The following is a 25146-nucleotide window of genomic DNA, read 5'->3' on the forward strand; positions in this document are numbered from 1 at the left end:
TTTCAAAACTTGACGACAACTCGTCTCTCCACCATATTAATAGTTAGCAAACTAACTGTATGCGAACTATCCAGTGTCCCAATCCCTCGAACAACTCCAGATGAACCTCAGTAGCAGCATGGTGGTGGGCGCCCGTAACTGGCGCAAAATCTGCCAGACCACGCTGGTGAGCTATGGCATTTCCGAAGCCTGCGCCGTGCCGTTGCTGATGATCGGTCGCCTGGGCGACGGTGTGCACCAGGTCAAGGTGGCCCAGGCCTCCGGCATGGAAAGCCCGTCGCTGGTGCGCCTGCTCGACCGGCTGTGCAGCGACGGTTATGTCTGCCGCACCGAAGACATCCACGACCGCCGTGCCAAGGCTTTGAGCCTTACCGAGCGTGGCCGTGAACTGGTGCAGGCGGTGGAGGCGCAACTGGTGCGCCTGCGTAATGAAGTCCTGGCGGATATCGCCACCGCGGATCTGGAAGCCGCATTGCGGGTGCTGCGGGCCTTCGAGGCGGCCGAGGCTGTGTCGTCTTGAACGGATTTTTTACCGGATTTCCGCCTGCCCGTGACTGGTTCTATGGGGTGCGTACCTTCGCTGCGTCGATGATCGCGCTGTACATCGCCATGCTGATGCAAATGCCGCGTCCTTACTGGGCGATGGCCACGGTGTATATCGTCTCCAGCCCGTTTGTCGGTCCCACCAGTTCCAAAGCGCTGTACCGCGCCATTGGCACCTTTATGGGCGCAGCGGCGGCGGTGCTGTTTGTGCCGATGTTCGTGCAGTCGCCTTACTTGTTGGTGGTGGTGATCGCGTTATGGACGGGCACTTTGCTGTTCCTCTCCATGCATCTGCGCACCGCGAATAACTACGCCTTGATGCTGGCCGGCTACACCTTGCCGTTGATTGCCTTGCCGGTGGTGGATAACCCGCTGGCGGTATGGGATGTGGCCGAAGCGCGTACCGAGGAAATCTTCCTTGGTATCGCGGTCGCAGCGGTGGTGGGCGCGATGTTCTGGCCGCGGCGCCTGATGCCGGTGTTCGATGGCTCGGTGACCAAGTGGTTCAGCGATGCCCAGGTCTACAGCCAGCGCTTTCTCACCCGCCAGGTCGACCCTGAAGCTGTCAGCAACCTGCGCGGTGGCATGGTTGCTACCTTCAATACCCTCGAGTTGATGATCGGCCAGTTGCCCCACGAAGGCACACGCCCGCAGACGGTACGCAACACCAAGGAACTGCGCGGGCGCATGATTCACCTGTTGCCGGTGGTCGATGCGCTGGATGACGCGGTGTACGCCATCGAGCATCGAGCCCCGGAGTTTCTTGACCGGCTCACACCCTTGCTGGAAGCCGCCAACGCCTGGCTGCAAAGCACCACCGAAACGGCGCCCCTGGAACGCTGGCGCGAGCTGCGCGACCAGGTCGACGCCGCGCAACCCCAGGGCGAAGCGCTGGATGACCGCCACACCCTGCTGTTCTCCAACGCCCTGTACCGCCTGGGCGAATGGATCGATCTGTGGCAGGACTGCCGCAGCCTGCAAGCCGCCATCCAGTGCGAAAGCCAGGACACTTGGCGCGCCGTCTACCGCCACTGGCGCCTGGGCCGGCTCACGCCGTTTCTCGACCGTGGCCTGATGTTCTACTCGGCGTTTTCCACCGTCACCGCGATCATCGTCGCCTCGGTGCTGTGGATCCTGCTGGGCTGGACCGATGGCGGCAGCGCCGTGATCCTGGCCGCCGTCGCTTGCAGCTTCTTCGCCTCGATGGACGACCCGGCGCCGCAGATCTACCGGTTCTTTTTCTGGACCGCGATGTCGGTGCTGTTCGCCAGCCTGTACCTGTTCCTGGTGCTGCCCAACCTGCACGATTTCCCCATGCTGGTGCTGGCTTTTGCCGTGCCGTTTATCTGCATCGGCACGCTTACCGTGCAGCCAAGGTTCTACCTGGGCATGCTGCTGACGCTGGTGAACACCTCGTCGTTCATCAGCATCCAGGGCGCCTATGACGCGGATTTTCTCAACTTCGCCAACGTCAATCTGGCCGGGCCCGTGGGCCTGCTGTTCGCGTTTGTATGGACCTTGATCGCCCGGCCCTTCGGCGCCGAACTGGCGGCCAAGCGCCTGACCCGTTTCAGCTGGCGCGACATCGTTGGCCTGACCGAGCCCGCAACCCTGAACGAACACCGGCACATGGCCGCGCAAATGCTCGACCGCCTGATGCAACACTTGCCGCGCCTGGCCCTCACCGGCCAGGACACCGGCAGCGCCCTGCGCGACTTGCGCGTAGCGCTGAACCTGCTCGACCTGTTGGCCTACTCGCCGCGCATCCTCGGCGTGCCAAGGGTGTTGCTCAACCAGGTGGTGGAAGGCGTGGGCGGTTACTTCAAGGCATGCCTCAAGGCCGGTGAACGCTTACCCGCGCCCAGCGGTCTGCTGATGACCCTGGACCGCACGCGCCGCGCCCTCAACGGCCAGGGCCTGCAAGACGAAGACGACACCCGCCTGCACCTGCTGCATGCCTTGGCCGGCCTGCGCCTGGCGCTGTTGCCCGGCGTGGAATTCATTGGCGGCACGGAAATGGAAGCGCCGCTACCCGATGGAGCGCCTTTATGATCGGTGATCTGGATATCAGCGGGGTGTTCCTGCCCACACTGCTGGTGCTGATGGGCATTACCTACGTGTTGTTTCTGGTGGTGCACGGGCTGTTGACGCGCATGCACTTCTATCGCCTGGTCTGGCACCGGGCATTGTTCAATGTGGGGCTGTACGCGCTGTTGCTGGGCGCGGTGGACTCACTCAGTCGATATTTGATGACATGAAAAAACCTTTTTTGACTATCGGCCGTGTCGTCCTGACGTTGTTGATCGTGAGTTTCGCGGTCGTCGTTGTGTGGCGCATGGTCATGTACTACATGTTTGCGCCCTGGACCCGTGACGGCCACATCCGCGCCGACATCGTGCAGATCGCCCCGGACGTGTCCGGGCTGATCCAGCGCGTCGACGTGCGCGACAACCAGTTGGTGACCAAGGGCCAGGTGCTCTTTGCCGTCGACCAGGACCGCTTCAAGCTGGCCCTGCGCCAAGCCCAGGCCGCCGTGGCTGACCGCCAGGAAACCCTGGCCCAGGCCCAGCGCGAGTACAAGCGTAACCGTGGCCTCGGCAACCTGGTGCCCAGCGAGCAACTGGAAGAAAGCCAGTCCCGCGTCGCCCGCGCCCAATCGGCCCTGGCCGAAGCCCAGGTGACGGTGGACTCTGCCCAACTCAACCTCGACCGCTCGGTGATCCGCAGCCCCGTGGACGGCTACGTCAACGACCGCGCGCCGCGCACCCAGGAGTTCGTCACCGCCGGGCGCCCGGTGCTGTCGGTGGTGGACAGCAATTCCTTCCACATCGACGGCTACTTCGAAGAAACCAAGCTCGACGGTATCCATGTCGGTATGGGCGTGGACATCCGCGTGATCGGCGACAACGCCCGCCTGCATGGGCATGTGCAGAGCATCGTCGCCGGTATCGAAGACCGCGACCGCAGCAGCGGCTCCAACCTGTTGCCCAACGTCAACCCGGCGTTCAGCTGGGTGCGCCTGGCCCAGCGGATCCCGGTGCGCATCGCCTTTGACGATGTGCCGGCGGACTTTCGCATGATCGCCGGGCGCACGGCGACGGTGTCGATCATCGACGACAAAGTTAAAGACGGGGACAAACCATGAAGCGGCTGTTGCCAATCGCTGCCCTGGGGTTGTTGCTGTCGGCCTGCCAAGTGGTAGGCCCGGATTACAAACTGCCGGAACAGGCCGCAGTCAACCGTGGCGACCTGCAAGGGCCGATCATGGGCGAGGGCAGCAACGTGGTCTCGGCGCCGGTGCCGGCTGACTGGTGGAAGCTGTACAACGACCCACGCCTGGACCAACTGGTGCAGCAGGCCATGGCCTCCAATACCGACCTGCGCGTGGCCGCCGCCAACCTGCAGCGTTCGCGTTACCAGGTGCAGCAAGCCGAATCCGCCGGCGGCTGGAGTGCCGGCGCCAAGGCCGAGGCCCAGCGTTTGCAGGAGTCTGGCGAAGCGTTCTTGCTGCCGGATAAGGTCCCGGTCGGCAATATCGGCAGCGTCGGTATCACCACCTCCTATCAATTCGACCTGTTCGGCACCTTGCAGCGCGGCATCGAAAGCGCCAAGGCCAGTGCCGACGCAACCCAGGCCGCTGCCGATATCGCCCGCATCACCCTGGTCGCTGATGTGGTGCGCTCCTACACCCAGGTGTGCGCGGCCAACGAAGAGCTGGCAATTGCCAACCAGTCCCTCGATCTGCAAGCCCAGAGCACTAAGCTGACCCAGCGCCTGCGGGATGCCGGGCGCGGCGATGAAACCCAGGTGACCCGTTCGCAAACCCAATACAAATCCCTGCGTGCCGAGATGCCGCGCTACGAAGCCTCGCGCCAGGCCGGGCTGTTCCGATTATCGATGCTGCTGGCCAAACCGGTGGACCAGTTGCCCGTCGGCACTGGCACCTGCGCCGAGCTACCGCACATTGCCCAACTGCTGCCGGTAGGCGACGGCGCCACATTACTCAAGCGCCGCCCCGACGTGCGCCAGGCCGAACGCCAACTGGCCGCCGCCACCGCGCGCATCGGCGTGGCGACCGGCGCGCTGTACCCGGATATCAGCATCGGCGCCACGGTAGGCACCGTGGGCCTGCTGGAAAACCTCGGCACCCCGGCCACCAACCGGTGGGGCTTTGGCCCGATGATCAGTTGGACCGTGCCGACCAACGGTGCCCGCGCACGTATCCATGAAGCCGAAGCCGCCACCCAGGGCGCCCTGGCCCACTTCGACGGCGTGGTACTCAACGCCATCCGTGAAACCCAGACCGGCCTGGCGCAATACACCGCCGTGTTGCAGCGCCGCGACGCCCTGGCCGAAGCCGAGCAATCGGCGCGGCAGGCAGCGGACCAGACCCACCGCTTCTTCCAGGCCGGCCGCGAATCGTTCCTGGCCGACCTGCAAGCCACGCGCACCTATACCGAGATGCGCGCGCAATTGGCGGCGGCCAACACCCAGGTTGCCATGAACCAGATCGATCTGTTCCTGGCCTTGGGCGGCGGTTGGGAAAGCGGACGAACGCAAGGTACAAAACCCGGCAAACCGTGAGGTGATTGCTATGCTTTGTCAGGGGAGGCGCCGTGACGCTTCACCCGACAAAGTTTGCGTTTGCTCATGGGGATTCCAATAATGAAAAACCCTTATGCTCCCGCTTTCTGGTGCGTGCTCTTCGCACTGGTCCTGTTATCGGCCGCGTATTTCTATGGCGTCATGCTCGCCCATCAACTCGACAAGGCCATGGTGTTTCTCGACAGCGCCTGCCTGGTGATCGGCACCCTGTCCATCGGTGTCGTTGCCTGGGCCTCCTACCAAAATCAACGGGTGAAGAAAAAGCTCCTCGAACAAGGCAAGACCCGCGTCGCGATCTGGGATACCAAAGTCGCCCTGCGCCGGGTCGAAACCGTGTTCGACCGCTATTTCTGGGGCAGCTACTGGCAACCCGGGCGCACCTTCCAGGAAGTCATGGGCGACCTCACCGGCACCCCGCTGGAAAAAAGCCTCGAAGTCCTGAAAAAACAATGCGTGCTGCTGGATCGACAGGTAGCCGACGGTAGGCACTGGCTGAATAACGCGCGGGAATTGTCCGACGTGGCCACGCAAATGGCCCGTGAGCGCTATCAGCTGGATTTCTGCGACCCCAAGGCCGACACCCCCGGCAATGCCGTGATACATCGCGAATTCGAGGTGCTGGTGTACACCTGGACCGCACGTTTGAAGAGTTTTGATCACCAGTTGGATGAAATCGAGCTGGAGTACTCCTGAACTACGGCTGAACTGATGCCTCTGAAAGGTTGGGCCGTTTGCGCCCGCCAGTGCTAATCTTCCCCAGCCTTCGGCCCTACGGGCCACTACTGTAGGAGCGAGCTTGCTCGCGAAAGACGTCAACGATAACGCGTGCATCCTGGATAAACGCGTTGCCCATGCGTTCTTCGCGAGCAAGCTCGCTCCTACAGGAACCCCTTCGGGGTTCAAGGAAGACAGCCCACTTCTCACAGGATTTGATCAGGTCACTTCATGAATAAGCCAGCCGTTGTTTTCTTGGGTTTCGTTGTCGCCATCGGCGCCGTCAGTGCGGGCGGTGCCTGGTACACCGGCAAGCAACTGGAGCCGGTCCTGCAGACCGCGATCCAGAACGCCAACAAAGAGCTGCAGACCTCCATGGCCGGCGTCGACGGCACCCTGGCCCTGGAGCTGGTGTCCCTGGACCGTGGCGTGTTCAGCAGCACCGCGCACTACCGCCTCAAAGGCCAGGGCAGCGTGTTCGGTGAAGACAACCCGAACCCCGAGTTGCTGTTCGTCGACCACATTGAGCACGGCCCGCTGCCATTCTCGCGCCTGGTGACCCTCAAATGGCTGCCGGTCATGGCCACCAGTCACTACGAACTGGAAAAGAACCCCACCACGGAAAAATGGTTCGCCGCCAGCAAAGACGTGTCGCCGCTCAAAGGCGTGGCGAATATCGGCTATAGCCGCTCGGTCAGCGGCAACATCGAATTGCTGCCCCTGGAGTTCAAGGACGACACCTCCTCGGTGAGCTTCTCCGGTGCCAACCTGGACTTCGACAGCAGCGCCGAAGGCCAGAAGGTCAAGGCCGACGGTTTCATGAACAGCCTCAAGGTCGCCGCGGTGGATGCCAACGGCGCGCCGTTCGAAGCCGAGCTGGCTGGCCTGACCGTGGCCAGCAACCTGGAGAAATCCACCTTTGGCTTCTACACCGGCCAGAACACCGTGGAGCTGACTGACACCAAGGTCACCTTCGGCCCGCAGAAAGCCGTGCTGACCCTCAAGGGCTTCGAGCAGAAAGACTCCACCCAAGCCAAGGACAACAACCTGGCCGGCCGCGTCGACTACAAGATCGACGAGATCGGTTACCAGGGTAAGCCTGTCGGTTCGGCCGCCATGGCCGTGAGCATGAAGAACGTCGATATCCCGGCGATGCTGGTGCTGACCAAGCTCTACCAGGACAAGATGCAACCGGTGCAAGCCGCGGCCGCCGCTGGCCAACCGGTGCCTGAACTGCAATTGACCGAAGCCGAGCAGACCCTGGCCGAAGCCAACGTCAACCAGGTGCTGGCCGCCAAGCCGCAATTGGCCGTGGAAAACCTGTCGTTGAAAACCACCCACGGCGAAAGCAAATTCAACCTGGTGGTCGACCTGGCCAAGCCAACTTCCATGGAACTGCCGCCGGTTGAACTGGGCAAGCAAATGGTTGCGCTGCTGGATGCCAACCTGACCCTGTCCAAGCCGATGATCAGCGACGTGGCGGCCCTGCAAGCCCAGGTTGGTGGCGTGACTGACCCGAAGGCCATCGAGCAGCAGTCGCAGATGGCGGCCGAGATGGTCAGCAGCATGGCGGTCGGTACCCAAATGGCGACCCTGGTGGGCACCGATGTGGTTTCCAAGCTGCACTACGCCAACAACGAAGTGACCTTCAACGGCCAGAAGATGACTGCTGAGCAGTTCATCAGCTTTGTGATGTCCAAGGTCGGTGCAGTAAGCGGCGCGCAATAAGCCTGGAATGCGCTAAAAAATGTGGGAGGGGGCTTGCTCCCGATGGCGGAGTGTCAGTCAGTATATTTATAACTGACCCACCGCTATCGGGAGCAAGCCCCCTCCCACATTTGTTTGTGTGCTTGGCAAGAAATTCCTGCCAGCCAATTCTGAACAATTGTTCTGAATTGCCCTTCCCCTGACATCGCTAAGGGATAGTTCGCCCAGGAAAGCTAGGTCGGGTCCCGAGACGCCGACACCCTGATGCACATCGCTCAGGATCACCCATCGTTGCAGCTTTCCTTGTAAGGAAGCCGACGACATGTTGCGAATCCATCCACTCAGTGCATCAGGCCAGTTGCGACTGCTCATTGGAGCAGCCTTGTGCGGCCCATTGCTGATGCCAGCCTATGCCGTGGCTGACCCTGCCTACGACGCCCTGATCATCCAGGCCCGCAACGGTCACTTCACGCCCGCCTTGACCCAGTTGCGCCAACTGTCCGCCGAACGCCAGGCCCCAGGCCAGGTCAGCGACCACTTGGTGATCGCCGGCTGGGCCGGGCAAGACGCCGAAGTGCTGAAGGTGTACGAAGCACAAGGCAAACATCGCAACCTCACTACCCAGGCACTCGCCACGGTGGCGCGCACCTATCGTAATCAAAAGCAATGGGCCCAGGCCGAGGCAGTCTATCGCCAGGCGCTGCTGCGTGAGCCGAATAACGTCGACCTGCAACTGGGCCAGGCCCTGACCCAGGCCGATGGCGGCAAAGCCAACGAGGCGGTGCAACGCCTGCGCACGATGGTGGCGGCCCAACCCAATGACCCCAACCGCCGCATGGCCCTGGGTTATGCGCTGACACGCGCCGGCTTGAACTACGACGCGCTGTTCGAATTCGACCAAGCCTTTATCCGCGCCGGCGACAAACCGGAAGTGGCCCGCGAATACATCGTCGCCCTGCAAAAAGCCCGCATGCCGGAGCCTGCCCTGCGCCTGTCGGCCAAACGCCCCGGCCTGGTGGATGCGGTTACCCAGCGCCGCCTGGAAGGCGACCTCGCCGCCGAGCGCGTACGCATGGCCGAGTTCGCCACACGTACTGAGAAGGAGCGCTATGTCATCGCTGATCGCGCCCTGCAGGATTACGACAAATTGATCAGCCGCTGGGGCCCGGACGCTACTGCCCACGACGACGTGGTGGGCTGGCGCATTGACCGCCTGGGCGCGCTCAAGGCGCGGGCACGCACGGCTGAGGTGATCCGCGAGTACGAAACCCTCACGGCCGAGGGCGTGCAATTGCCGACCTATGCCGTGCGCTGGGTGGCCGCGTCCTACCTCGATCAGCGCCTGCCGGAAAAAGCCGCGCCGCTGTACCGCCAGGCGCTGACCGCAGCGGACGCCGACGTTGGTGATCACGTCAAAGACAGCACGGCCCTGTTCTACGCCCTGTTGGAAAACGACCAGGTCGATGAGGCGCGTGCGGTCGCCACGCAGTTGGCCAGCACCGAGAAGCCTCGGGTCGAACTCAAGGGCCTGCCCATTGGCAACCCCAACGACGAGTGGATGGACGCCCAGCAATTGGCGGCCCAGGCCGGCACCTATGGGGCTGACCTGGATGCCAGCGAACAGAGCCTGGAAGACCTGGGCAGCAAAGCCCCCGGCAGCATCGGTGTGCGCCTGGCACAGGCGGAAATGTACCGGGCCCGTGAATGGCCAAGGCGCGCTGAAGACTCCCTCAAGGAGACTGAAAACCAGAGCCCCCGTGACATCGGTGTGGAAATGTCCCAAGGCTTCACCGCGCTGGACCTGCAGGAATGGCGGCAACTGGATCTGCTCACCGATGACGTCGTCGCCCGTGCCCCGGACAACCGCCAGGTACAGCGCCTCAAGCGCCTGCGCGATGTGCACGACATGGCCGAAGTGCGGGTGGAAGCCTACACCGGTAAAAGCTTCGGTGGCGGCAATAACCAAGAAGCCGGCGCGGTGTCGGGTAGCCGTGACTGGGGCATAGAAAGTGTGATCTACACCCCGCCCATCGACGAAGACTGGCGCGTGTTCGCCGGTGTCGGCTATGGCACTGCCGATTTTGCCGAAGGCACCGGCCATCACCGCTGGCAGCGTGTGGGTGTGGAGCGGCGCACCCGTGACATGACCATCGAAGCCGAGGTATCCAACCATTCCTATGGCGATGGCTCAAAGCAAGGCGCGAGCGTGTCGATCGCCCGCGACATCAACGACCACTGGCAGTACGGCGGCAGCCTTGGCTACCTGCTCAACACCACGCCATTGCGGGCGTTGAATGATGGGGTTACGGCCAACGGCGGCAGCGGTTTTATCCGCTGGCGTGCGAATGAAAGCCGCGAGTGGAAACTGACTGTCAGCCCGTCCCATTTCAGCGATGGCAACGACCGCGTCGAAGCCTTGCTCACGGGCCGCGAAGGCATCTATAGCTCGCCGAAAGTACAAGTGGAGCTGGGCCTGGACGTCGGTGCCAGCCGCAACAGCAAGGAAGACACCATCTACTTCAACCCCAAGTCCGACTTCAGCGTGTTGCCCACCGTCAACGTCAACCATGTGCTGTATCACCGCTACGAAACCCAGTGGAGTCAGCAGTTCCAGGTCGGCGCAGGCACCTATAGCCAGAAGGATTACTCCACCGGTGGCGTTGGCTTGATCGGCTACGGCCAACGCTTTCGCTGGAATGACGTGCTGGAAGCCGGCGCCAACCTGAGCCTGGTCAGCCGACCTTACGACGGCGAGCGCGAACGTGATCTGCGCCTGCTCCTCGACCTCACTTACCGTTTCTAGAAGAGCCTGACCATGACCCTCCTCAGCCGTTGCTTTCTGGTCCTGGGTGTAATGCTGGCCGCCGCCTGCGCCCAGCAACCCGCGCCATTCGTTCCACCTGCCGAGCGGCCGATACTGGCCAGCGAGGCGCCGTGGCCGAAGAACCATTTCCTGGGTATTGCCTACCACGACGTCTCGGACAACGACCCCGACCAGGCCGTGGTGGCGGTGCGTACCGAACGTTTGATCGAGCAACTGGCCTGGCTGCGGGAGAACGGCTACCAGGCGGTCAGCGTCGACCAAGTGCTCGCTGCGCGCCGGGGTGGGCCGCCACTGCCACCCAAGGCTGTGATGCTCAGCTTCGATGACGGTTACGCAAGCTTCTACACCCGCGTGATGCCGATTCTGCGGGCCTACAACTGGCCGGCCGTGCTGGCGCCGGTGGGCAGTTGGATCGATACGCCGCTGAACCAGCCGGTGGACTTCGCCGGTACACCACGGGCGCGGGGCGACTTCCTGACCTGGCAGCAGATCCGCGAAGTGTCCCAGTCGGGCCTGGTGGAAATCGCCGCCCATACCGACGCCAATCACAAAGGCATCCTCGCCAACCCCCAGGGTAACCTTGAGCCGGCCGCCACCACGCGTCGCTATGACCCGGCGACCCGTCGCTACGAAACCGAAGCACAGTTCCAGGCGCGGATGCGCACGGACGTCGCGGCCATCTCCAACAAGATCCGTACCGTCACTGGCAAGTCGCCGCGGGTGTGGGTGTGGCCTTACGGCGCGGCCGACGGCACCACCCTGGCCGTGGTGGGTGAACACGGCTATGAGATGGCGCTGACCCTCGACGACGGCCTGGATGATTCGAACAAGCTGATGAACAGCCCGCGCTTCCTGGTGGCCTCCGACCCCGATGGCGAACACTTCGCCAGCAGCATGGTCGCGGTGCAGGCCAAGGCGCCGCTGCGCGTGCTGCACGTGGACCTGGATCATGTCTATGACCCCGACCCGGTCCAGCAGGCGCACAATCTCGACGTACTGGTGCAGCGCGTGGTGGATATGGGCGCTGTCACCGTGTTCCTGCAAGCCTACGCCGACCCCAAGGGCGATGGCCTGGTGCATTCGCTGTACTTCCCGAACCGCCACCTGCCGATGCGTGCCGACCTGTTCAACCGTGTCTCCTGGCAGCTGCATACCCGTGCCCACGCCAGCGTGTTTGCATGGATGCCGGTGCTCAGTTTCGCCCTCGACTCCAAGCTGCCACGCGTCACCCGTTGGGACCCGCAGACCGGTAAGGTCGGCACCGATCCGGATCAATACCAGCGGCTGTCACCCTTCGACCCAAAAGTGCGACAGATGATTGGCGAGATCTATGAAGACCTGGCGCGCACCAGCAACAGTGCCATCGACGGCGTGCTCTACCACGACGATGCGCTGCTCAGCGACTTTGAAGACGCCAGCCCCGCCGCACTCAAGGCCTACGCCGCACAGGGCCTGCCGGACAACATCGCCGCACTGCGTGCCGACCCTGCGCTGATGCAGCGTTGGACGCGCTTCAAGAGCCGCTACCTGATCGACTTCACCAACGAGTTGACCGTCAAGTTCCGCACTATTCGCGGCCCGCAGATACTCACCGCACGCAATATCTTTGCCGAGCCGATGCTCAACCCTGGCAGCGAAGCCTGGTTCGCGCAGAACCTTGATGACTTCCTCCAGACCTATGACTGGACGGCGCCCATGGCCATGCCGCTGATGGAGGGCCAGTCGCTCAAAGACTCCAATGCCTGGCTGGAAAAACTGGTAGCCACGGTCAAGGCGCGCCCCGGTGCCCTGGATAAAACCATCTTCGAGCTGCAAGCCAAAGACTGGCGCACCAAGGCCGCGCCGGATATCAGCGCTACGCAATTGGCGCAATGGATGGGTGTACTCAAACGCCAGGGCGTCACCAGTTTCGGCTATTACCCGGACAACTTCCTGGAGAACTCTCCGGACTTGAAGACCATACGTCCGGCCCTTTCCAACCAGTGGAATCCTTAGATCATGATCGACAGAATCCTGGCTATATTCGTGTTGGCACTGGTGTTGGGCTTGCCCCTGGGCCTGATCTTCCTGGTGACCGGGCAGTTCCTGATGGACTTCGTGTTCTTCTACCCACTGTTCATGTCGGCGCTGTGGATCGCCGGCGGTCTGTATTTTTGGCTGCACTGGGAGCGCCATTGGCCGTGGGAAGCAGACACGCCTGCGCCGACCCTGGCCGGCGAGCCGCTGATCTCGATCATCATTCCTTGCTACAACGAGGGTGATAACGTCGCCGACACCATGGCGGCCGCATTGGCCCAGGTGTACCCGAATATCGAAGTGATCGCCGTCAACGACGGCTCCAGCGACAACACTGCCGCGGTGCTCGATGCCCTGGCGCTGCAACACCCACGCCTGCGCGTGCTGCACCTGGCGCAGAACCAGGGCAAGGCCGTGGCCCTGCGCATGGGCGCCGTGGCTGCGCGCAGCGAATACCTGGTGTGCATCGATGGCGATGCCTTGCTCGACAAAAACGCCGCGGCCTACATGGTCGCGCCGATGCTCGACAACCCGCGCCTGGGCGCTGTCACCGGCAACCCACGCATCCGTACCCGCTCGACCTTGATCGGTCGCGTGCAGGTAGGCGAGTTCTCCTCGATCATCGGCTTGATCAAGCGCACCCAAAGGGTGTTCGGACGGATCTTCACGGTCTCGGGAGTGGTGGTGGCGTTTCGCAAGAAGGCGCTGGACCGCATCGACTACTGGAGCACCGACATGATCACCGAAGACATCGATGTCAGTTGGAAGCTGCAACTCGATCACTGGTCGATCTTCTACGAGCCGCGTGCACTGTGTTGGATCCTCATGCCCGAGACCGTCGGCGGCCTGTGGAAGCAGCGGTTGCGCTGGGCCCAGGGCGGCGCCGAAGTATTGTTCAAGAACATCCGTGGCATCTGGCAATGGCGCCATCGCTACCTGTGGCCGCTGCTGTTCGAATACTGCCTGTCCACCGGTTGGGCCTTCACCTTCCTGCTCTCGGTGGTCTTCTGGGCTATGGGTAAATTTGTCACGCTGCCGGCGGCCATTACCGTGGACTCTCTGGTGCCGCCCGCGTTCACCGGCCTGGTGTTGGCGATGGTGTGCCTGCTGCAGTTTGCGGTGAGCATCCTGATCGATCGGCGCTACGAAAAAGACCTGTGGAAAACCCTGTTCTGGACCGTGTGGTACCCGATGGTGTTCTGGCTGGTGAGCCTGTTCACCACGCTGGTGAGCTTTCCCAAGGTGTTGTTCAACCAGCATCAGAAGCGCGCACGCTGGGTCAGCCCGGATCGCGGAATTAAACCTGCCGCAGAGGAGGCGTGAGCATGAAACTGGTCAGAACTCGCCAAAGCCCTGTGATGTGGATCATCGACGTATTGCTGACCTTGCTGGCCTGGGGCGGGCTGGTCTGGCTGCTGGCGCGTGGCATCGGCGCCATGCTCGAGACCCATGGCGGCCCACGCATCGAAGCGCCGATCTTTGCCGCGCTCAACACCTTGCAGATCTACCTGTGGATCGCGTTGTTCAATGCCTTGATCCTGATCGGCTGGGCGCGCTATCAACAGCGCCGCGGCCGCCAGTTTGCCCAGCGTCGCGCCGAGGCCAACGCCCTGAGCGACAAGCACCTGAGTGAAAGCTTCAACCTGGGCGATGGTCACCTGGAGCAGTTTCGCAAACCCGGCGTGCTGGTGATCCACAATAACGAGGAGGGCGGTGTGGAAGACGTGAAGTCCCACGTCTCCCGCGACGTCGAACGCCCCGGCCTGGCCCTGGTGCCCGGCACTGACAAAGACAAGGGCATTGGCTGACCTACGAGTACCCAATGTGGGAGGGGGCTTGCTCCCGATAGCAGAGTGTCAGTCACCCTATATATGACTGACACACCGCGATCGGGAGCAAGCCCTAATGCCAGTCAGTTAAGGCTTTTTTGTAGGAGCGAGCTTGCTCGCGAAAAACTTACAGGCGCCGCGCTCATTCAGCAAACACGCGTTATCGTTGACGTTTTTCGCGAGCAAGCTCGCTCCTACAGAAGGCGATGACCGCTTAACTGACTGGCATTAGGGCAAGCCCCCTCCCACATTGGTTATGTCCCACCTTATAGATGGCAGCCCCAGCGTCGAATTCCGATAAATGGGATCCAATTCACAAAACCCTCGCGAACTTTTCTCCCTTCCTCGGTACTAACCTATCTCGACGAAACTTGATGGCTAAATAATGGCAATCAAAGATTCATTCGTCGAATCGCCATCAAAATAGTCGCCACTTGTCGGAATAATCACTCCATGTGCCCGGCCAAGACTCTTTTGATGAAAATTTATTAATAATAATCAATAGGTTAAAAGACTAATTAATCGAAAGGCCCAACTTCGCCCGTTTCTAGGCTAGCTGGAAGTTCGATGTTAGTTTCGCGGCCCTTGATTTTCGATGGATCGAACATGTCCTCACTATTGCCACGGACTCGGTTTCTTGTATGCGCCTTGCTCACTTGCCTGAGCCTGAACAGCGCATTCGCCGCCCCCACGCCTGGTGACCAGGACCTGATTCGCGACCGGCAAAACCGCCTGCTCGAAGAGCAACATCGGCGGCTCCAGGAGCTCCAGGACCTGCCCGGTAAAGCGGACAAGCCCCAAGCCCCGGCAACGCCCGCCGACACCCGCTGCTTCCCGATCAAAGACATCGAGCTCAAAGGCGCCGACAGCCTGCCGGCCTCCGACCGCGAGCGCCTGCTCAAGCCTTATATCGGCCAGTGCCTGGGCGTGTCCCAGCTCAACGAACTGCTCAAGGCCATCACCGACTACTACCTCGGCAAAGGCCGCGTCACCAGCCGCGCCTACCTGCCGCAACAAGACCTCTCCAGCGGCCACCTGCAAGTGCTGGTGGTCGAAGGCAAGCTCGAAGCCCTGCGCAGCGCCGAAGGCAGCACAGTGACCGAGCGTGAACTGGCCATGGCCTTTCCCGGCAAGGTCGGCGAGGCGTTGAACCTGCGCGAGATCGAGCAACTGGTGGACCAGCTCAACCGCCTGCCGTCCAAACAGGCGCAGATGGAACTCACCCCCGGCAAGCAAGTCGGCGGCAGCGACGTGGTGGTCAAGAACACCGCGCAGAAACCCTGGCGCGCCAGCCTGTCGCGCAATAACGACGGCCAGAAAAGCACCGGCGAACAGCAATGGGGCGCGGGCCTTGAGTGGGATAGCCCGCTGGGCTTGGGTGACCAACTGATGTTGCGCGGCGGCCACGATGCCATCAGCGACCACCAGAAAACCTCGAAGAACACCATGCTCTACTACAACGTGCCGTGGGGCTGGTGGAACTTCAGCTACACCTACAGCGAAAGCGACTACCGCACCTACGGCAGGACCGACGACTACAAATACAAGCAGGATGGCGACAACCAGAACCACCAACTGCGCGCCGAGCGGGTGATCCACCGCGATGACGTGAGCAAGACCTCGGTCAACGTCGGCCTGGCGCACCTGCGCACCAACAACTACATCCTCGACGTGCGCACCGCGCCCAGCAGCAACCGCCTCAGCGAGTTGCAACTGGGCGTCAACCACGGGCGGCGCATCGGCAGTGCCTTCGTCAACCTGGACCTGGGCATGCAAAGCGGCATCGGCCTGCTCGACGCCCAAACCCAAGACGAGCGTGACCCCGCGGGCCGCCGCCAGCCGAACTCGCGCTACCGCAAATACACCGCCACGGTCAGCTACCTGCAACCCTTCAGCCTATGGGGTGAGTCGTTCAGCTTCAGCAGTTTGGCCACCGGCCAACGCAGCGAAGACCCGCTGTTCTCGCCCCAACGCGTGAGCCTCGGCGGCTCCGCCTCGGTGCGCGGCTTCAAGGACCAACTGCTGACTGGCGACAGCGGCGGCTACTGGCGCAACGAAGTGCGCTGGGCCCGCCCGGTGACCCTCGACTGGATGCGCCCGGCCTTCTTCGAATACGGCGCCAGCGTCGGTTATGACCAGGGCGTGATCCGCAACGACCGTTACAACGACAACGTGCATGGCCGGGTGTCCAGCAACTCCCTGGAGCTGTTCGCCCGCGGCAAAAACGTCAGCACCAGCGTGACCTTTGCCCACTCGCTGGAAAGACCCGGTGTAGTCACCGAGCGCGAAGCGCCGATCTACTTCCGCATGGATTTCTTCCTGTAATTCAACGCCGCGCTGCAACGAGAAACTGACAATGGATGTTCGCCAATTTGCCTTCCTGGCCCGCCAACCTTCTGCTGCCCTGAAGCCGCGCAACTCGTTCTTCGGCCTGCCCAAACGCGGGCTGGTGCTGATCCTGGCCAATGCGCTGTTCTGGCAGCCGCTGCTGGCCCAGGCCGAGGGCATTGTGGTCAGTGCGCCGGGCACTACCGTGGGTGCGGCGGGCAACGGCGTGCCCGTGGTGAACATCGCCACGCCCAACGGCGCGGGCTTGTCCCATAACCAGTTCAAGGACTACAACGTCGGCCCCAATGGCGTAATCCTCAACAACGCCAACGGCGCCATGGTCAACACCCAGCTGGGCGGCTACATCGTCGGCAACCCCAACCTCAAGGGCGGCGCGGCCAGCGTTATTCTCAACGAAGTCAACGGCGGTAGCCCCAGCCAGTTGCGCGGTTATACCGAAGTGGCGGGGCAGTCGGCCAAGGTCATCGTCGCCAACCCGTATGGCGTGACGTGCAGCGGTTGCGGCTTTATCAACACCCCGAATGTCACCCTGACCACCGGCAAACCGGTGATCGACCAGAACGGCCAACTGCAGCGCTACCAGGTCGATGGCGGCGCCGTGACCATTGACGGTGAGGGCCTGAACGCCAGCAACGTCGAACGCTTCGACATCATCACCCGCTCGGCCAAGATCAACGCACAGATCAACGCCCGCGAACTCAACGTGATCGCCGGCCGTAACGACGTCGATGCGCAAACCCTGAAGGCCACCCCCCGCGCCGACGACGGCAGCGCCAAGCCGGAGCTGGCGATTGACTCCTCGGCCCTGGGCGGCATGTATGCCGGCGCGATCAAACTGGTGGGCACCGAAGCCGGTGTGGGCGTGAAGCTCGACGGCACCCTGGCGGCCAGTGGCGGCGACATCCAGCTCGATGCCAATGGGCGCTTGAGCATGGCGCAAACGGTGGCCACCGGTAACGTCAAGGTCACCGCACAAAGCGTCGACCTCACCGACAAGGTCTACGCCAACGGCAGCGTGCAGGTCACCAGCGCCCAAGCCTTGGTCAACCAGAAAAGCGTGGCCGCCGGCCAACGCATCGAACTCAACGCGGCCACGTTGACTAACGCAGGCATCATCGAAGCCGGCGTTGCCCCCGACAACAGCCGCAACACCACCGGCGATCTGGTGGTGAATGCGCAGACCGTCAACACCAGCGGCAACCTGCTGGCCAGCCGCGCACTGGCGATCACCGCCGCACAGGCTCTGACCAACCAGGGCGCGATCATCCAGGCCAAGACCGTCGAGGTCAGCAGCGCCAAACTGACCAACCAGGGCGCCAGCGCACGCTTGTTCGGCGAACAAAGCCTGGCGATCAGCTCGCCGGCCATCGTCAACCTTGGCGGCCTGATTCGCTTCGGCGAAGGCCAGGCCGCCACGCTCAACAGCGCCTCCCTGGACAACCGCCAGGGCCGTATCGAAATGGCCGGCGGCAGCCTGGTGCTGACCAGTGCCGACCTGAACAACAGCGGCGGCCAAGTCATCGCCAACGACCTGACGGTCAACGCCGGCCAGCTCAATAACCAGAACGGCGTGCTGGTGGCCAAGACCGCCAGCGTCAATGCCAGCGACCTCGACAACAGCCTCAAGGGCCTGATCCAGGCCGACGGCGGCGCGCTCAACCTCACCGTCACCAACGCCTTCAACAACACCCAGGGCTTCGCCCAGGCCAGCACCGACCTCAACGTCACTGCCGGCACCCTCAGCAGCAACGCAGACGGCGTACTGAGCGCCGACACCGGCAAGCTGACCCTCACCGCCGCGCAACAGCTCCACAACGCCCAGGGCCGCTTACAGGCCGGGCAGGGCAATATCGAACTGCACGCCGCGAACCTGGATAACCAGAACGGCGTGATCGTCGGCAAACAACTGCTGCTCGACGTGGCTGGCGGCGATATCGACAACCGCGCCGGGCGCGTGTTGGGCGACCAACTCGACGTGCGCGCTTCCGGCCTCGACAACCGCAACGCCGGCCTGCTGGCCGGTGGCGCCCAGGGCGTAAGCCTGCTGCTCAAGGGCCCGGGCCAGTTGCTCAACGCCCAGGGCCGCATCCAGAGTGAAGGCCTGCTGCAACTGCGCGGCGAGCGCTTGGACAACAGCGCCGGCACCCTGCTCGGCCAAACCGTCGATGTGACGGCGCAAAGCTTCAACAACAGCAACAAAGGCGCGCTGGTCAGCGATGGCGGCGACGTGGTGCTCAACGTCAGCGACCTGCTGACCAACGTCGGCGGCCAGATCGACGCGGGCGAAAGCAGTGTGTTGGTCAAGCAACTCACCACCCTCAACAACAACGGCGGCACCCTGCGCGGCAAGCGCCTGGACATCACCGCCCAGCACCTGAATAACAACGACGACGGCCAACTGCTGGCCGGCGCCGGGGGCTTGAACTACAGCGGCCAGGATGTGAGCAACCGCAAGGGCCTGATCCTCAGCGGCGGCGCCCTCACCGAGTTGAATACCACCCGCCTGGATAACCAGGGCGGCACCGTGCAAGGCGACAGCCTGACCGTCACCGCTGCTAGCGTGAACAACGGCAGCGGCGGCTTGATGGCAAGCCTGGTCGGCAACCTGCAACTGACCGTCGAAGCCCTGGCCAACCGTGGCGGCAAACTGTTCGGCAAAGAACAAGTGACCGTCAGCGGCGCCACCCTCGATAACAGCGAGGGTGGCCAGATCAGCGGCAACCAGCTCAACCTGACCTCACGCGCCACCCTCACCAACCAGGGCGGCCTGATCGAAGCCAACCAGGGCCTGAGCCTCAACGGCGGCAGCCTGGATAACAGCGCAAGCGGCCAACTGCGCGCCCTCAGTGGCGCCACCAGCAGCCTCAACCTCAGCGGCGCGCTGAACAACCAGAACGGCACCCTCGAATTCGGCAGCCAGGCCTTCAACCTCGACGCCGCCAGCCTCAACAACCAGGCCGGCCAGATCCAACACGCCGGCACCGGCCTGTTCCGCCTCAACACCGCCAGCCTCTCCGGCAGCCAGGGCAACATCCAGGGCATGGGCACCGCCGACTGGGCGTTCGGCAAGGTCGACGGCCTGGGCCGCGTGCAACTCAACGAAGTCCTCACCTACAAGAGCGACCAGGGGCTGGCCCTCAAGGCCGGTGACCGCATGGCCAGCGCCAAGGGCTTGATCCTCAACGTGGCCAGCCTGGACAACGGCGGCGAACTGCTCAGCGACGGTGACATCAGCATCACCACCGGCGATATCACCAACAGCGGCCGCGTCTCGGCCCTGCAAACACTCACCGTCGCCGCCAACAACCTCAGCCAGAACGGCGGCCGCCTGGCCGCAACCAATGCCCGCCTGACCCTGGGCGGCACCCTGGACAACCTCGGCTTCCTCACCGCCCGCCAGCAACTGGACATCGCCGCCGCGCAAATCAACAACCGTGGCACCCTCGGTGCCCAGGGCGCGGTGAACCTCACCGCAGTCAACGGCATCACCAATGCCGCCAACACGCTGCTGTTCAGCGGCGGCGACATGACCTTGCGCAGCAATGGCTTCAGCAACAGCTATGGCGATGTCTACAGCAAAGGCAACCTGAGCTTCGCCGCCCGCGATGGCGGGCGTGCCGTGCTGTTCAGCAACCGCTCCGGCACCGTGGAAAGCGAAGGCTCCGTCGCTATCAATGCAGGCTTTATCGAAAACGCCAAAGACGAATTCGAACTCGGGCAAACGCTGACCACCGGCAGCTTGAGTTGGATCTGTGGCCAGCACTGCGGCGAGAGCGACAACTGGGAACGTGGCGAGATCACCATCTACGAGACGTACCTTGAAGCGGCGACCAAGGACTCGGTAGCGGCGCGCCTGGTGGCGGGCAAAAACATGCTGCTGCAAGGCGATAATGTGCAGAACCGCTACAGCCTGATGGCCGCCAATGGCGACCTGAGCATCACTGCCGGTGACCTGCTCAACCAGGGCGCCGCCACGCGCACGGGCCAGCGCAAGCTTGTCATCGGCACGCCAGGGCACGTTCCCGACGATTTGTTTGAACGCATGCGCTATGTCGACGTGCCCGCGTTCAATGCGGCCACGGCGGCTGGCAATTTCGACAAGGCGCGCTTCGAAGAACTGAAAAGCCGCTCACCCAATAGCCGGCCTTTCGCCTACGCAAGTGATGTCACCACCTGGACCAACAACGGCGGCCCCGGCTACGACGCCACCCTGCAAGCGGGCGGCACGGTCAACCTCAACGTCGCCCGCACCCTGCAAAACGGCACGTTGCACAACAACACCCTGGTGCAGTTGACCGGCACCCTCGGCGACGACCAGACCGGCATCCCCGTCGGCGGCATCAACATCAACCTGAGTAAACACGCCAACGACCCGAGTGCCCAGGCGCCAGGCAGCGTGTTGCCCGTCGTGGGCGTGGCCCCCGGCGGCGGCTTCGTGCCCGTGGACTACACCGGCACCGCCTTCGCCCCGGTCGATCCCACTACCTCGCCTACTTTCCAGTTGCCCAAGGGCGAGTACGGCCTGTTCGTCAAGAGCGCCGACCCCACCAGCCACTACCTGATCGAGACCAACCCCGAGTTCGCCTCCGTATCCGGCTTCCTCAGCTCCGACTACATGCTCGGCAAGCTCGGCTACACCTCCGACGACGCCTGGCGCCGCCTCGGTGACGGCCAGTACGAAACCCGCCTGATCCGCGACGCCGTACTCGCGCAGACCGGCCAGCGCTTCCTCGCCGGCGGCCTCTACAGCGACGCCGACCAGTTCCGCTACCTGATGGACAACGGCCTTGCCAGCAAAGACGCCCTGCGCCTGAGCCTCGGCGTATCCCTCACCGACCAGCAAGTCGGCGCCCTGACCCACGACATCGTGTGGATGGAAAACCGCGTCATCGACGGCCAGACCGTCCTTGTGCCGGTGCTCTACCTGGCCCAGGCCGACTCGCGCAACGTGCGCGGCAACAGCCTCATCCAGGGCCGCGACCTCAACCTGGTCACCGGCGGCGACCTGATCAACGTCGGCACCCTGCGCGCCAGCAACAACCTCTCCGCCATCAGCAGCGGCAGTATCTACACTGGCGGCTTGGTCGAAGCTGGCAACAACCTCAACCTGCTGGCCCAAGACAGCATCCGCAACGCCATGGCGGGAGAAATTCGCGGCAAGCAAGTCAGCCTCACAGCGCTTAAAGGCGACATCACCAACGACACCACCGCCATCCAGGTGCGTGACGGCGTCGGTATGCGCACCCTCACCGACACCAGCGCCGGCACCATCGTCGCCCGCGAAAACCTCGCCATCGACGCCGGCCGCGACCTCACCAATCGAGGCGCCCTGACCGCTGGCAACGACGCCAACTTAACCGCCGGCCGCGACCTCAACCTCATCGCCGCCAGCGACACCAGCGTCAAACACGAGACCCGCGACGGCGGCGAGAAATCCAGCATCACCACCGACGTCAAAAACCTCGCCGCCAGCGTCACGGCGGGCGGCAACCTCAACATGCAGGCCGGGCAAGACGTCAACATCATCGGCAGCACCGCCACCGCCGGCAAAGACCTCAACATCGCCGCCGGCCGCGACCTCAACGTCGCCTCGGTCAGCGACATGCACAACGTCGAGGGCAAGGAAAAGCACGGCAAAAAACGCATCAAGACCTCGGACGACCAGACTACTCAAGTGGCAAGCGTGCTGACGGCGGGTGGGGATTTTGTCAGCCAGGCGGGGCGTGATACCACGATTGTGGCGAGCAGGATCAGCGCGGGGAATGAGGCTTATCTGTATAGCGGGGATAAGTTGAGTTTGTTGGCGGCTGAGAACAGTACGCATACGTTGTATGACATGAAGGAGAAGGGAAGCTGGGGCGCTAAAAAGGCGCAGATGGATGAAGTGACCCGCACCACCCAGGTAGGGACCGAGATCAAGACAGGTGGCAACCTAGTCTTTAAAAGCGACGGCGACCAGCTGTATCAAGTTGCGAAGCTTAATAGCGGCAAGGACATCATCCTTGATAGCGGTGGTGCAATTGTCTTTGAAGGCGTCAAGGACCTGCACGATGAGAGCCACACTAAGAGCAAAAGCGACCTCTCGTGGTTCAGCGCTAAGGGCAAAGGTAATACAGACGAAACCTTGCGTCAGAGCGAGTTGGTTGCCCAAGGACAGCTTGTCATCAAGGCCGCCGAAGGCATTCGTATCGACGTCAAACAGGTCGATCAGCAGACTGTAAGCCAGACCGTTGATGCGATGGTCAAGGCTGATCCTAATTTGGCCTGGCTCAAGCAAGCTGAGGCACGTGGCGACATTGATTGGCGCCAGGTAAAGGAGATTCACGAGAGCTTCAAGTACGACAACTCAGGGTTGGGCGCCGGTGCCAAGATTGCGATTGCGATCATGATGGCGGCGATCATGGGGCCGGTAGGATTCGGGTTGCAGGGAGCCACCCTTGCGGTGAGCACCAGCCTGAGTACGACGGCAGTCACTAGCACCATCAACAACAAAGGCAATTTGGGTGCAGCGCTTAAGGAAACGGTCAGCGCCAATAGCCTGAAAAGCGCAGCAGTCGCCGGGTTCACGGCGGGGGCTCTTGAGTATGCCGACACCAATTGGTTCGCTGGTGCTGACGGTGCAGGTGCAGGTGCAGGCACAAGTACAAGCACAGTCCAAGGTGTTACCCCGAGTACGGGTTCAACCTTGGCGGTTACGAACTCCTCCAAAGATATTTTCACCTGGACGTCAGCAGGCGATATCGCGCTGCGTACCGGTGGCCGGGCGGTAATCTCTAGCGGAATATCGACGGCCATTCAAGGGGGAAGCTTCGGCGACAACTTCAATGCGGCCCTGTTGGGAGAGGCTGGCAACGTTGCAATGGCTACCGGTTTTAATTGGGTGGGTGACTACGTCACGTTCCCCAATGGCAGCCCTCAAAAGATTATTGCGCACGCTTTGATGGGGGGATTGCTGGCTGAAGCCACAGGTAGCGATTTCAAAACCGGGGCTGCCGCTGCCGGGCTGAATGAGGCACTCATCAATCAGTTGGTGTGGGCTGCTCAAGGCAATGACGACATCACGCTGATGCTTTCACAGCTGACAGGCTTGTTAGCAGCTGCGGCGGTCGATGGAGATTTGGAAAAAGGCTCTCAGATTGCTCAGAAGGCGACGACGTTCAACTATCTTTACCACGAAGAAGTCGAGGAAATGCTTCGGGAGGTAGATAGCAAGACTACGGAGCAAGAGAAGCGTGAGGTCAGGCAGCGCTATGCGGAACTTGATCAGCAGAGAAATGACGAGTTGGATGCGCTTTGCGCACGCGATCCGCAACGCTGCCGAGGTATTGCCACTTCCTTGGCGAACGATGATCAGAAACTCGTTGATCTGGTAGGTAGGTTGAGATCCCAAGGGCAGGGCGGTGCTGCTTCTGCGGTTGGTTTTGTGATAGGGAACAACCTAGACGCGTCCAGCCAAATTGCAGCAGATATCAGCTCTGCGGGCGGTGGGCCATTAGTTAAGCTCGGTGCGGAGGCAATTAAGGCCGGAGTTGGGATCACACTGCCTTCACGTTCAAGCTCTGGTAAGGGGAAAGGAAGCCAAGTCGGCGCGGGTTCCCTTGAAGAGGCGGCGGGTCCAAAGGCGACAGGCGAAGTAGTGCCTCCCGCGCCTATTGTGACTTCTGGTGCGACTAGGACAGGTGTTGTTCGTACAAATGCCGCAGATTGGAGAGCACTGCGTAATAATTGGGATGACCTTGGGTATGGTCAAATCTTAAGTACTGAAAATCGGGCCGCGATTGCTAAAGGACGGACTCCAAAAGTCGACGATGCATGGGTTAAGGTTTTTCCTGAAGATGCAGGGCTAAAGGGCGAGAGAATTCCTATGCACCATGTTCAGGGTTCGCCACTTACTGTGCCACTGCCTGATACACGGCATTTGGATGCGCATATGCCAGGAGGGTTTAGATATAATCCAGGCGGTCCAGGGTCGGCTCTCCCGGCATACCCTCCAAAAAAAGGAGCTGAATAATGCATTCCGTACCGCTAGAACATGAGAAGCAAAAGTTGATTTTCTACGTGGCTCAAGACTTAGATCAGTCTATTAGATCTAATGTGCAGCAGCTCGTGAATGAGCTCGCTGCGTCAAGAATATGGAGCATTGCCCCGCCAACCTTTATTGACGCGATAGACGAAGGGGGCGCGGAAGTGGTGGGTGGAATGTTGGAGATTTATTCAGCACTGCAACCGAATATACTGTCTGTTGATATGGATTCAAAAAATCTAGATGAAGTGGAAGAAATAGTCTGTGCCGTAAAAAAATTATCGGAAAAGGAAAATATTTCCTTTGAGTTTCAGTTGGATACAACTTTTGTCGGCGCCATTGATGATGGTGTTGTTGATCGAGTCTTGTTGGAGGGACTGCTCGTGCCGTGGCGAAATCATATAAATGGAAAAAGTTGAGTCGGTGCCAGAGCGGAGATGAATAAAAAAGTGAGAAAAGGGAAAGGCTTATTTAGAATTAGAGTTGAAAAACGTATTAAATAAATATGTCCCATTTTTCACATTTTCACGGAGAGA

The 25146-nt window shown here is 61.8% G+C and carries 14 protein-coding genes; all 14 read left to right on the forward strand.

Features of this window, described 5'->3' with window-relative positions:
* The first annotated feature begins 100 nt into the window (after window positions 1-100).
* The 14 genes from QYQ93_RS01685 (at window position 101) to QYQ93_RS01750 (ending at window position 25029) form a co-directional block, all read left to right on the forward strand.
* Complete coding sequence (locus QYQ93_RS01685; RefSeq protein WP_217881413.1) at window positions 101-520, forward strand: MarR family winged helix-turn-helix transcriptional regulator; 420 nt, start codon at window positions 101-103, stop codon at window positions 518-520.
* Window positions 517-2595, forward strand: coding sequence for an FUSC family protein (locus QYQ93_RS01690; protein ID WP_338476145.1), 2079 nt, complete (start codon window positions 517-519; stop codon window positions 2593-2595). Before QYQ93_RS01685 ends, QYQ93_RS01690 begins: the two co-directional genes overlap by 4 nt.
* On the forward strand, window positions 2592-2801 hold the full coding sequence (locus tag QYQ93_RS01695) for a DUF1656 domain-containing protein (protein ID WP_003187469.1): 210 nt from the start codon (window positions 2592-2594) through the stop codon (window positions 2799-2801). The genes QYQ93_RS01690 and QYQ93_RS01695 overlap by 4 nt, the downstream gene beginning before the upstream one ends.
* The gene (locus QYQ93_RS01700) at window positions 2798-3688 is read left to right on the forward strand and encodes an efflux RND transporter periplasmic adaptor subunit (RefSeq protein ID WP_032878498.1); all 891 of its coding nucleotides are present in this window, start codon (window positions 2798-2800) and stop codon (window positions 3686-3688) included. Before QYQ93_RS01695 ends, QYQ93_RS01700 begins: the two co-directional genes overlap by 4 nt.
* Window positions 3685-5127, forward strand: a complete 1443-nt coding sequence (locus QYQ93_RS01705; protein ID WP_338476147.1) for an efflux transporter outer membrane subunit — start codon at window positions 3685-3687, stop codon at window positions 5125-5127. Before QYQ93_RS01700 ends, QYQ93_RS01705 begins: the two co-directional genes overlap by 4 nt.
* Window positions 5128-5208: 81 nt before the next feature.
* Window positions 5209-5841, forward strand: a complete 633-nt coding sequence (locus tag QYQ93_RS01710; RefSeq protein ID WP_043049169.1) for a hypothetical protein — start codon at window positions 5209-5211, stop codon at window positions 5839-5841.
* A gap of 252 nt (window positions 5842-6093) precedes the next feature.
* Window positions 6094-7590 (forward strand): YdgA family protein, encoded by a 1497-nt coding sequence (locus tag QYQ93_RS01715; protein WP_338476150.1) that lies wholly within the window; start codon window positions 6094-6096, stop codon window positions 7588-7590.
* Between the two features lie 301 nt (window positions 7591-7891).
* On the forward strand, window positions 7892-10372 hold the full coding sequence (pgaA, locus tag QYQ93_RS01720) for a poly-beta-1,6 N-acetyl-D-glucosamine export porin PgaA (RefSeq protein WP_043049164.1): 2481 nt from the start codon (window positions 7892-7894) through the stop codon (window positions 10370-10372).
* A 12-nt stretch (window positions 10373-10384) separates the two neighbouring features.
* Window positions 10385-12388, forward strand: a complete 2004-nt coding sequence (gene pgaB / locus QYQ93_RS01725; protein ID WP_043049163.1) for a poly-beta-1,6-N-acetyl-D-glucosamine N-deacetylase PgaB — start codon at window positions 10385-10387, stop codon at window positions 12386-12388.
* A gap of 3 nt (window positions 12389-12391) precedes the next feature.
* Entirely contained in the window at window positions 12392-13732 is a 1341-nt protein-coding gene (gene pgaC / locus QYQ93_RS01730) for a poly-beta-1,6-N-acetyl-D-glucosamine synthase (RefSeq protein WP_338476152.1), read from the forward strand.
* A gap of 2 nt (window positions 13733-13734) precedes the next feature.
* A complete protein-coding gene (pgaD, locus tag QYQ93_RS01735) occupies window positions 13735-14217 on the forward strand; it encodes a poly-beta-1,6-N-acetyl-D-glucosamine biosynthesis protein PgaD (protein WP_043049161.1) in 483 nt (160 codons plus the stop codon).
* Between the two features lie 627 nt (window positions 14218-14844).
* Window positions 14845-16563 (forward strand): ShlB/FhaC/HecB family hemolysin secretion/activation protein, encoded by a 1719-nt coding sequence (locus QYQ93_RS01740; RefSeq protein WP_338476153.1) that lies wholly within the window; start codon window positions 14845-14847, stop codon window positions 16561-16563.
* Between the two features lie 31 nt (window positions 16564-16594).
* Window positions 16595-24598: a DUF637 domain-containing protein gene (locus tag QYQ93_RS01745; protein ID WP_338476154.1), complete on the forward strand. Its 8004-nt coding sequence runs from the start codon at window positions 16595-16597 to the stop codon at window positions 24596-24598.
* Window positions 24598-25029 (forward strand): hypothetical protein, encoded by a 432-nt coding sequence (locus QYQ93_RS01750; protein WP_003187491.1) that lies wholly within the window; start codon window positions 24598-24600, stop codon window positions 25027-25029. The genes QYQ93_RS01745 and QYQ93_RS01750 overlap by 1 nt, the downstream gene beginning before the upstream one ends.
* Window positions 25030-25146 lie beyond the last annotated feature (117 nt).

Source organism: Pseudomonas khavaziana, from assembly GCF_036704165.1.
In the GTDB taxonomy this organism is placed as follows: domain Bacteria; phylum Pseudomonadota; class Gammaproteobacteria; order Pseudomonadales; family Pseudomonadaceae; genus Aquipseudomonas; species Aquipseudomonas khavaziana.